The sequence below is a fragment of the Spirosoma gilvum genome, from assembly GCF_054776815.1.
On record NZ_BAAHBH010000001.1, the window covers coordinates 309,266 to 320,702 of the forward strand.

At 49.6% G+C, this 11,437-nt stretch carries 6 protein-coding genes; 1 reads left to right on the forward strand and 5 read right to left on the reverse strand.

Features of this window, described 5'->3' with window-relative positions:
* Positions 1-7 precede the first annotated feature (7 nt).
* The 4 genes from ACYVFD_RS01155 to ACYVFD_RS01170 all read right to left on the reverse strand — a co-directional run bounded on the left by ACYVFD_RS01155 (position 8) and on the right by ACYVFD_RS01170 (position 7,413).
* On the reverse strand, positions 8-1,015 hold the full coding sequence (locus ACYVFD_RS01155; RefSeq protein ID WP_461087689.1) for a glycoside hydrolase family 43 protein: 1,008 nt from the start codon (positions 1,013-1,015) through the stop codon (positions 8-10).
* A complete protein-coding gene (locus ACYVFD_RS01160) occupies positions 1,012-2,424 on the reverse strand; it encodes a glycoside hydrolase family 140 protein (protein ID WP_461087691.1) in 1,413 nt (470 codons plus the stop codon). The genes ACYVFD_RS01155 and ACYVFD_RS01160 overlap by 4 nt, the downstream gene beginning before the upstream one ends.
* Before the next feature lie 180 nt (positions 2,425-2,604).
* Positions 2,605-4,020 (reverse strand): RagB/SusD family nutrient uptake outer membrane protein, encoded by a 1,416-nt coding sequence (locus tag ACYVFD_RS01165; protein ID WP_461087693.1) that lies wholly within the window; start codon positions 4,018-4,020, stop codon positions 2,605-2,607.
* A gap of 225 nt (positions 4,021-4,245) precedes the next feature.
* Positions 4,246-7,413: a SusC/RagA family TonB-linked outer membrane protein gene (locus ACYVFD_RS01170; protein WP_461087695.1), complete on the reverse strand. Its 3,168-nt coding sequence runs from the start codon at positions 7,411-7,413 to the stop codon at positions 4,246-4,248.
* Between the two features lie 383 nt (positions 7,414-7,796).
* On the opposite strand from ACYVFD_RS01170, the gene ACYVFD_RS01175 reads away from it, so the two are divergent.
* Entirely contained in the window at positions 7,797-8,561 is a 765-nt protein-coding gene (locus tag ACYVFD_RS01175; protein ID WP_461088599.1) for a DeoR/GlpR family DNA-binding transcription regulator, read from the forward strand.
* Between the two features lie 110 nt (positions 8,562-8,671).
* Here the strand turns inward: ACYVFD_RS01175 and ACYVFD_RS01180 are convergent, their stop codons facing one another.
* Positions 8,672-11,416 carry an alpha-d-galacturonidase gene (locus ACYVFD_RS01180; RefSeq protein WP_461087697.1) on the reverse strand — a complete coding sequence of 915 codons (2,745 nt, stop codon included), beginning with the start codon at positions 11,414-11,416 and terminating at the stop codon, positions 8,672-8,674.
* Positions 11,417-11,437: the final 21 nt, after the last annotated feature.

Consider the following 11,437-nt stretch of genomic DNA (forward strand, 5'->3'; position numbering starts at 1 on the left):
GACAAATTCACTTCAATAACCCGTTCAAAATCTTCTTTTTCACTTTAAAAACTGTACCGTGCTTATGCCCTTCAGGTACTGATACATCAGATTTCACATTCGTAAACGTTTTGAAATCGCGCGTGCGGACGGCATCGTAGGTCTTCGCCTGATATGAATCGAAATAAATCAGCCAGTCGTCGCCTACTTTGGCTACCGATGGACCTTCGGTGAATTTTTCCGTAAAGGCTTTCGATACGTTCGTAAATGGCCCCGTCGGTTTAGTACCAAAAGCAACTTTGATGTTCCGTTCGGGACGGGTGTTGTCTTTCAGCACCAGCACGTAATCCGATGGTTTGCGCTTCACAATTACGGCATCAATGACACTGAATTTCGGGTCCATAAAGAGTTTTGTAGGCGAAAACGTCTGAAAGTCTTTCGTGGTGGTATAATACATCCGGTGATTGTTTTTCTCCTCTTCTTCCCCCCGCTCAAATCGACCGGGAATCGTGGACGCCCAGATGATCACAAACTCCTTGGCTTCGTCGTCGTAAAAGAGTTCGGGGGCCCATACGTTCACCGTCGTTGGTTCGTGTTCCATCACCGGAATAAAGCGCTCCGGCGACCAGTGAATCAGGTCTTTTGAGCTGGCATAGCCAAACCCTTTATCATCCCGCCAGCTACTCGTCCAGACCAGATGAAACGTACCGTCTCTACCCTGCGCAATAGACGGGTCGCGCATGACTTTCTGATTGCCGATTTCGGGTTTCAAAAACGTACGGTTCAGATCGGTCCATTTGTAGCCGTCGTAGCTATACAAAAAGCGCAGTCCCTCATTCGCCGGTTCATGAAACGAGCTGAATAAATAGACGTCTTTTGAGCAGGAGCTTAAGATAAAAGGGAGAAGAATAAGTACAACAAACTTATTCTTCAGTTTAAAAACCCCTAAATCCCCTAAAGGGGACTTTGCTCGAACTCGGATTAAGTCCCCTTTAGGGGATTTAGGGGTTTGGGGAGCTCTATGATGCGTCTTCATTTCTTTTGAATGACTAATACCCAGTCGTTTCCGTTTTTGGGGTCGGCAGGTGGGTTAAATTCCTGAACACCCGTATTCGCTACGTCGCCGATGGCCGTTGTTTGACCATCGCGCGGGCTATACCACGAAGCCGTTACGGTATCGCCGGAAATCTTACCCATGTTCAGCCTGATGTTCCGGCCTGTGTACGTATACACCAGCGCATAATCGGGCCCACGACTGGCAACCAGATAATCGTATCGATTGCCCTGGTTGGCAATGAGTGACTGATCGGGAACACGGTCGAAAAACGAATGCTCGAGCAGCAGATTTTTAAGGTGAATCATCTGACTGGCTCCGGGCGCATCAAGGGCTTTGTCCCAGGTATCGATCGGGCCGAACGAGGTTTCCTTATCGGTCTTCTTGTACATCTGCATCACCGAATTATGCCCATACGTATAGCCAAACGCACCCGCCAGCACCGACCAGTATCCGTACCGGCGGACATCGTCGGCCGTCCAGCGCGGGTCTTCCGGATTGTGCAAGCCATGTGGAATCTGCTCATACGATGGCTCACCATCAATTACGGGCTTGGTCGGTTTTAGCGCCAGATCCGCCTGCATATACCGCCAGTTATCTTCACCGTAATGCTGTTTATCTTTCGCCGAGGTATCCTGCGCATACGACTTGTGTCCCGACTGCACCATGTTGAAATCCAGCCAGGGCTCGTTGTGAAACCACTCCGACGAGGACGCCCGGCCGCGCGGATGGAACGTAATCAGGTGGGTAGAATCGATTTGATTAATGGTACGGCTAATGGTTTTCCAGACCTCCAGTGAATCACTGCCTTTGATGTCGCCCCCATCCAGCCAGACAATGTTGGGCCGGTTTTTATAGCGATTCGCCAGAAATTCGGCGTAGGTTTTCGCCCGCTGCTGATTGACGTGTTTGCTCTTTACGTTGTTGCCCCAGAGCGGAACCAGCGCCATATAAATCCCTTTTTCGGCGGCTTTATCAACCACATAATCTACATGGTCCCAGAAGTCATACTGCGCTGAATCGCTAAAAGAAGAGCCATCGGTAATCTTTGGCGTGGCAATGTTTTTACCGATGAGCGCCGAGTCGCCATAAATGTTAGTGGCTGCGAGGGTATGCAACACCATCACCTGAACAACATTGAAACCTTTTTGCTTCCGGTTTTCGAGGTAGTTATCGGCTTCCTCGCGCGTCAGTCGGGAGAACAACAGCCAGCCGGTATCACCCAGCCAGAAAAAGGGTTTGTTATCGCCGATGGCCAGAAATCGCCTGTTTTTTGATACCGAGAGTTGGTTAGGATCAGTCTCTAACGCTTTTTTTTCAGTGCTACAGGCCAGAACAGTTACCAGTATAGGGATTAACAGTAAAGTGCTTTTGAACGTCGGGTTTAGCATGCACAAAGAATGTAGTTTTTCGCCGAGCTTCTATGTATGATTTTTTCGACGCTCTGTATGATTTTATCAATCATGATTTGCCTAAAATGAACTTCCCGAAAGTTCAAAACTTTCGGGAAGTTGGTAGTCAGTACCAGGCTCGACCTCAGGCATCCGCGATACAATCGCGGACGAGCCTATTTAGTATCCTGCGTTCTGTGTAACGGCGTCATTCTGTAGACGGACGGTTTGCGGAATGGGTAAGAGCAGTTTGTTTTGCGTGATGGATTTGCCTTTGGCACTCAGGACGGTGACAGCCCGGTTAGTCCGTTTCAGATCGAAGAAGCGGTTGAATTCAACGGCCAGTTCCATACGGCGCTCGTGTTCGATGGCCAGATCAAGTGTCGAATACTTGGCCGATGGATAGCCCGCGTCGCCATACTTCGGCAGTCCAGCCCGTGTCCGAACCTGATTGAGGTAACTGACGTCGCCAGTTGCTTCGGCCAGCATCAGCAGTACATCGGCATAGCGCAACACCATGAAGTTATTGTTGGCCAGCGACACGCCGTTCACGATGGTAGCACCGGTATGTGTCCATTTAGTTGGGAACTTCTGCGGAGTAAAAACGCCCGCACTGGTGTAGCCCAGCGAAATGGTAATGTCCCGACGCGGATCGCCCGTTTCGTATTCGTTATACAAATCGTCCGTGATCTGGTTCATACCCGTACCGATAAAGCCAAGCCCTGCCGTAACAGGGTAGTAGGTCTGGTAATACCGACTATACGGTGCTGAAGCACTTCCACCCAGATACTGAATTTCGAAGATGGACTCTTTCGTGTTTTTGACGGTCGGCCCCCACAGGCTCGCAAACGTAGGAAGCAGGGAATACTGATTGCTGGCTACTACCTCTTTCAGTACGGTAGCTGCGGCCGATTTATCGCCAAGTGCTAAATAGACTTTGCCAAGTAGTGTTTGAGCCGCTCCTTTCGAAGCTCTACCCGTAATGGTAACAGCAGAGGCCAAGGGCAGTTTTTCAATAGCAAAGGCGAGGTCTTTCTTGATCTGGTCGTAAACAGCGCTTTGGGGAGATCGTACTACCGCATAGCTTTCTTCGCCGGTCAGGGGAGCCGTTACAATCGGCAGATCGCCCCAGGTCTGCACCATATCGAAATAATAGAGTGCCCGCAGAAACAACATCTGGGCCTTTACACCGTCCTTATAGGTCGCGTCCAGACTGGCCCCTTCAATTTTGTTCAGGACGATGTTGGCATTGAATAACGCTTTGTAATAATCCTGCCAGAACTGGTAGACCATCGTATTGGTGATCGACAGGGTCAGATCCTTAAACTGCCATTTATCGGCCTGAATACCCGCAATGTTGTACACGATGGCGTTGTCGCTCATCTGCTCGTTGACGTACGACATGGCCCCTTCGGGGTGATAGATCGTATAGAGCGAAGAGTATGCTGCGTTGACGGCCAGTTCGAAGTCGTCGGTCGTTTTGAAGTTGTCCGCCGTAGGGTTGGAAATCGGTTTTAGATCCAGAAACGACTCCTTGCAACCCGTTGCTGCCAGACACAGGCAGACGATGGTTAGAATATGTTTGATCGTTTTCATTTGATAAAGAATGATAGAGCGAATGAGCGAAAGAGTGATACTGCCGTTGGCTGATTGAGATAGCCTTTCTGCTTCGCCCGTTATGAAAAATTTGAATTGATACCTTACTCCCGTGTCGGTGTCCTCACAGACACTTGTCCAGATGGTAGCTATTGCTGACGCTAAGGTGTCTGTGAGGACACCGACACGGGAGTAGGAGTAGAGTAACTAGTGTTGAGAATATGGTTAAAAATCTGTTTTGAGGCCGATCGTGATGACGCGTGGGATAGGGTAGGAGCCGTAGTCGACACCGATGAACGCACCATTGGGAGCATTGCCCGATGCATTCAACCCATTGCTGCTGCCCGAAAAGCTGGTTGCGTTGTACGTCGTATTCTCTGGGTCATAACCAAGGTATTTGCTCCACAGATACACATTGTCGGCGTTGACATAGACGCGCGTATTTTTCAACGGCGATTTGGGGATGAACGAAGTCGGCAGGGTGTACGACAGCCGGATATTTTTCAGCCGGACAAACGACGCATCTTCAACCCACAGGCTAGTGAACTGATCTTCCAAACCGGTCAGGTTCAGCGTTGCCCGGAAGTGCTGTCCATCGCCGGGATCGGCTTCCGAACGCCAGCGCTTATCAACCCCCGAGAACATATTCCGGCCGTTGTTCCAGAAGCCCGAGTAGCGGTACATCTGGTTTACGATTTTTCCGCCAAACGAACCCTGAAACAGGAACGACAGATCGAAACCTTTGTAGGAGAAGTTGTTGGTGATACCCGCGATAAAATTGGGCTGGTAGTTACCTAGTGTAGTGCGGTCGTTGGCATCGATTTTACCATCGCCGTTTACGTCGCGGATGATCGGGTCACCGGGCTTGGTGGTGCTATAGTGCGGGTACGCATCGACAGCCGCCTGATTTTTGAAGATGCCATCGACCTGATAGCCAAAGAAGTTCGAGATCGGTTGCCCCACTTCGGTTTTGACCGATACCAGGAAGTCGGTGTAAATGATGGGCGCATTACCCGGACCGAGTTGCAGCACTTTGTTGCGGTTCGCGCTGAAGTTGAAATCGGTGCTCCAGTTGAATTTGCCGACCACGTTTTTCGTGTTTAAATTCAGTTCGATACCCCGGTTCTGCATTTTGCCGATGTTGGTCAACTGGGTTGAGAAACCAGAAATGTCGGGAACCGGAACGTTCAACAGCATGTCGTTGGTGATCGAGTTATAAAACTCCGCCGACAGGCCGATCCGGTCGTTTAGCATCCGAAGGTCCAGACCGATGTTCAACTGATTTGTCCGTTCCCATTTCAGGTTCGTATTGGCAATGTTGGTAATGGCCAGACCCGATGCCAGATTAGCTCCCGCTACATAGTTGGACGTGCCTAACAGGCTGACGGAACCATAGTTAGGAATCTGATTGTTTCCGGCTACCCCGTAGCTGGCGCGTAATTTCAGGAGATTCACCGCCTTCAGGTTCTGCATGAATTTCTCGTCGGAAATGAGCCAGCCGGCCGAAACGGATGGGAAATACCCCCAGCGGGTTTCGGCTCCGAAGCGGGAGCTACCATCCCGACGAATGGCCGCCGTAAAGAAATATTTGTTCTGGAAGTTGTATTGTGCCCGCGCCAGATACGAAATGATGGCCCATTCGGTCGCGGTTGTTGAGCCACTGGTGACCACCCCGGCATTCAGTGTTTCGACCAGGTCGTTGGGGAAGCTGCCCGACGTAACACTGGCAAATTCATCGCGCTGCTTCTGGACACTGTAACCCGCCAGCAGGTTCAGGCTGTGGTCGCCAACCTGTTTGTCGAACGTTAGTGTGTTTTCCGATAGCCAGTTGAGCGAATAACTGGTTTGTGAATTGCCTTCAGCCGCTAATAAACTGGAGTATCCATAACCTTGATTTTTAAAGCGATACGAGTTGTAGCGTATGTTGGATAGGTTGCCGTTGATACTTGTCCGGAATTTGAGGTTGTCCAGAATGTAATACTCGGCAAACGCGGTTCCCAGCGTGTTGAACGACTTGTTCTGCTTGTCAATATAGCGGGTTAGCGAGTAGGGGTGCCAGAGGTTTAAGTCGTTGTAGGGCAGGTACTTATTCCATGTAGAATTAGGGTCGCGGTAGCCCAGATTGCCGTTTTCGTTAAAGACCGGGAAGATAGGGTCGCTTTGCAGGCCAAGGCTCACGACGTCGCTTTTGCCTTGGGTCCCGTCCGTACGGTCGAACACGGTTGTAGCGCCTAAATTCAGACCCAGCGTAATCTTGTCAGACACTTTATGCTTTATGTTGGAGCGGAGTGTGAGCCGTTTGTAGTAGTTCTGGTCCAGAATAGCCTGCTGATCGAGATAAGCGCCCGAGAACAGAAACTGGGTTTTTTCGGTACCACCAGAAACTGAAAGCTGCGCATTGTGCATCGGGGCAACCCGGAACATGACAGACTGCCAGTCGGTGCCGTTGCCGAACTGCTGCGGATTGGTAATAAAATCGTCGGGAATACGGTAAGTAACCGGCCGGGCACTGTTCGGATCAGTTGCTTTGTTGGTGGCTGGGTTCAGATCGACCCAGGCGTTGTTGTGCGCATCGACATAATAGTTAATCCATTGCTGAGCATTCATCATGTCAATTTTTCGGACTACCTGTTGGGTGCCATATTCATAACCCGCGCTGATGTTGGTTTTTCCAGCTTTGCCCAGCTTGGTCGTGATAATAATAACCCCACTGGCTCCCCGCGATCCGTAAATGGCTGCCGACGACGCATCTTTCAGCACATCGACCGACTCAATATCCTGCGGGTTGATCATGTTGAGGTTGAAGTTTTCGAGCGGAACACCATCGACTACGAAGAGCGGGTTTGTCCCTGCCGTAATCGAGCTAATGCCCCGAATTCGAATGATCGGCGAAACACCCGGTGCCCCCTGCGACTGGGTGATGTTTACCCCCGCTACCTGACCCGCCAGCGACTGGGTAATGTTGCTGAACGAACGATCCTGAAATTGCTTGAACGGAACCGACGCAACGGCCCCCGTAATGGCTCGCTTACTCTGCGTACCATACCCCACCACCACCACTTCATTCAGCGTCTTATTCGACGGAAGCATCGATACATCGATCACCGAGCGGTTGTTGACTGGAATTTCCTGCGTTTCAAAACTGATCGAGCTGAACACCAGAACAGCATTGCCATCGGCTGAAATCGAAAACGCTCCATCCTGATTGGAGATGGTTCCGTTTTTCGTCGATTTTACCAGAACGGACGTGCCTGGTAAGGGTTTGCCGGTTTCATCCGTAATCTTACCGGTGATGGACTTATTTTGCCCAAATGCGTGCACAAAAGAAAAACAAAGAAAAGCAAAGAACAGATATGTTCGCCTTGCCCGTCGTTGGAGTAGAATGGGAGTCATATAAGTAGCGTTATCAGTAATAAGTCAATTCGATCGTCGAATACTTACAAAAAATGATGGTGAAAGTAGCAAGACGGGGGCGTGCCACTCTCCTGTACCCTCCTGTAAAATCATTCTTTTACTTTTTATTTTTTACTTTTATTTTGTTTTTATGACACTTTTTATCGAAAAAACAAGGATCTATACTTTCTAAATTTATTTATTGTAAATAGATAGCTCTGTTTATTTTACTTATAGCTTTCTCCCTTTGGAACGGCACTAGCACGGCACTTCATGACACTTTTACCAATTGTAGTACAACACTGGTTGAATAACCTAAGTATTTCAGGAGTAAATGATTCTTTTCTTTACTTTTGACTGTTTTCGACATGAAAGAAGTCAGTATGCTGCCGAATCAACGCCGGGATAAAATACTCGAATTATTAAAGGAGGATGGATCTGCGAAAGTCATCGATCTGGCCCGAATCTTTAAAGTGACGGAAGTGACCATTCGTCAGGACCTGGAAAAACTGGAGAAAGACGGGCTGGTCATCAAAGAACATGGTGGCGCTTATCTGAAAAACGTTGAAGATCAGGTTCGTACGTTTTCCCTGGGGAATCAGGAGAACATTGACAAGAAAGAAGTCATTGCCACCAAATGTCTGGATTTTATCGAAAGTGGCGACAGCATCATTCTGGATTCTGGTTCAACTACCACCGAAATAGCCAAAAAACTGCGAGGCTATAAAAACCTGACTGTCATTACCAATGCGCTGAATATCGCGCTGATTTTGGGAGCGGAACCCGGAATAGAAGTGATCATGACGGGTGGCGAGTTTAAACCGCCAACGTTGTCGCTAACTGGTCAGAAAGCGGCTGATTTCTTCAAGGGAATCAATGTGCAGAAACTTTTTCTGGCCACGGCAGGCATATCCCTCAAATCGGGCTTAACCTACCCAAGTATCAGCGATCTGGTCGTCAAAAAAGCCATGATCGATGCCGCAGATACAACCTATCTGGTCGCTGATTCAACCAAAATTGGCAGAAGCGCCTTTGCCAGTCTGGGAGCCCTGTCGCTGATCGACTACATCATTACGGATGCAGGTATCGAAGAAAAACACAAGCAGGTTTTCCACGACAATGAGATCGAACTGATCATTGCTACGTAATAAATTGTCTTTCGCTTCACGCCATTGATTGTCATTGATTGTCATTCGGTTGTAGTTATTACAATCAATGACACAATGTAAATGACCACTTAATGACGCGAAGCAAATGACTATTCAAACAGCCAGTCGATATTCTTCCTATTTCCGGCAAGACCAGCATCGAAAGGGGGGATTTCCTGATTGCCGTCCATGAAGCCGAGAAGCAGGCAGGTGCCTTTGCCAAAATTCAGTGTGTGCTGACCTGCTTTGAACGAGTAGGTATGTACGTTGACCGGCGGCAACCCATCGACCAGAATTGCGTTCGATATTTTGATTTCCGACTGACCGTAATCGTTGGCGCTGGCATCGGTTTCCAGTTCAGGAACGGGCAGGTATTTCGAACTCTTCTCGTTGAAAAAGCCAACCAGTAGCTTTACCGATTGCGAGGCTGTAAACGTCAGGCTGGTCCGCTCTGATTGCTGTTTAGCTTTTATCATCTTCAAGCCTTTCAACTGCTTCAGTTCCGGCGCAACGTCGCTGATGGTAACGGCTGTATCGGCAAACACACGCTGGCCTTTTTCGATGGCGTACGTTTCCACGTTGGGACTTTGAATGGTTACGGTGGCCGGTTTTAGCAGAATGGGTTGTTTAGCTGCGGCAGCCGGAGCGGACTTTAGGGAGTCGATCACGTGTTTAAAACGGGTTAGCTCTTTCTGATAAACGGGCAGCATCTCTTCCCACGTCTTATACGTCCCATCAACACCCCGCATCGGAATTTTACGCTGTTGGGTCTGCATACTATTGGCATACAGATAGGTATCTTTGGTTAGATTGGTCAGGTCGGTAAAATGCTTCACGCTACTTTCGAGCAGTGGCACAGCTTTTTCCAGATCGCGAACATCGTTCGAGTATTTGTAACGCAGTACAGCAATAGCGGCTCGGGCTTTCTGCGCGTAGAAATTGGCCAATGCATTCTGACAGTACACGTCGTTTTTCAGCCGGTCGAACTCGGCTTTGTCTTTTGTGACAGTACCAGCCGCTTTGCGGATGGCGGCTACGGCTTTTTTGCCATGCTCAATCACCTCATCAGCTACCTGATTGGGCGTTTCACCAATGTGCTTTTCATGCTTCCAGTCTTTTTCGGCGTAGTCGATAATCATCTCGCCTTCAGGTGCTTCGGATTCGTACATGAGCGTAAATAGACCGTACCGGAACGGGTTAATCAGCTGCGTCATGAGCATACCCAGGGTCAGTGTCTGGCGGTTGCCATCGGTGATGCCGTAGCGTCGCAATAGTTTCGGCTCTATTTCCCCGGCTTGCTCATAGGCTTCCAGCACCTCTTTGCCTTTGTCTACTGGCAAACCGTATTGATTGGCCAGTTGGGTTCCCCAGTAGGTGATTTCTTCCGAACGATTTCGATTCGCTTTCCAGGCATAACGAGCCCAGGTTTTATACCACATCCAGTCGCGGTCGAGCTGGAGCTGGCGAGGACTGGTTTTGTCGGCGGTATAGGGCCAGTCCCAGTAGGAGGCTTCCGGGTAGAGATGCAGTCCGTTGGCCCCATAGATGCTGTGCATAGCCTGAACCGACTTCTGAATAAAATTGGCGGAACCGTAGCGGAAGGGCTCCAGATTAGCCAGAATATGCACATTCTCTACGTGAACCGTACCAATGTTGCTGAGGGTGCGGTGCAGATCGGCCCATTTGCCACGAGGTGTGTAGGTAGTTAGGGCTTCACCGTTGAACTTCGCCATGGTGTACAAATTTTTGTACAGCGGTAAAGCTGCTTTCATCACACGGGGAGCGTCGGTATCGTGGGCGCGCAGCACGATGGGCGGTTCTGTGGTTTGTCCCAGCGCTTTCAACCCATCTTTGACACCGGGTATAATCGTTTTGGTAAACCAGTCGACATCGTCCTGACCGACACCCTCCATCGCTTCTCCCAGTGTAATGAGCAGACCGACGTTGGGGTATTTCTGCACGAATGCCGCAATGGATTTTTGGGTATAATCGGCGATGAGCGGAATGATCGGCCGGTTTCGGTCCTGCGTTTTGATGTTGTGGTGCTCGGCAAAGGGTTTCGAGACGATGATGTTATAGAACATCTGAATGACCCAGATACCGCGTTTATCGGCTTCTTCGGTCAGAAACCGAAACATCTCCTCGTTCTTTTTAAAGGTCACATCATCGACCTCTACCGCATACGGATACTCCTTCAACCGAACCAGCGAGGCAAACGGATGTCCATTCCACAAATACAGCGAGTTGTAGCGATTCTCGACCATCATGTCCAGGTACCGGATCCACAGCGCTTTATCGTACAACCACGGAAACGTTTCGGGTGTGTACGGGTATTCATACACATGCCGTCCGGGTAGATAGGTTGGTTTTTGAACGCCCACGCACGTACCCCGCAGCACCATTTCCGGCTTGTCACTGAGGTTGATCGCTTCGGGAAGTTTACCGGTTTCGGTTACTTTATCTACCAGTTCCAGACAGCCATACAATGCCCCCGACGGATCGGCTCCGACAATAAGCAGGGGTTTCGGTCCCTCTTTCCGAATCAAAAAACTTTCCTTTGCCGCTTCTTTCTGCCCTGTAAGTGCATAAACAGCCGCAGCCTGTTTCACCCCGCTATCCGCCCATTGCCCGATGACAATCTGCTGACCATCTTTGGCTGGTGTCCCCTGAGCAATGGTAGCCTGATAACCCGTTTTAGTCAGCGCCTGTTTCAACTTTTCGGCACCGAACGCGATACGGGCATGGGCCGCTTTAGGAATAACAAGCGATATTGACGGGCCCTTTGATCCGGGCGTTTGCGCTATCGAAGGCAAGGTCAATACCTGTAAAAGAAAGAGGGTGTTGTATCGATTCATAGGAGCTTAGGATGCTTTTCG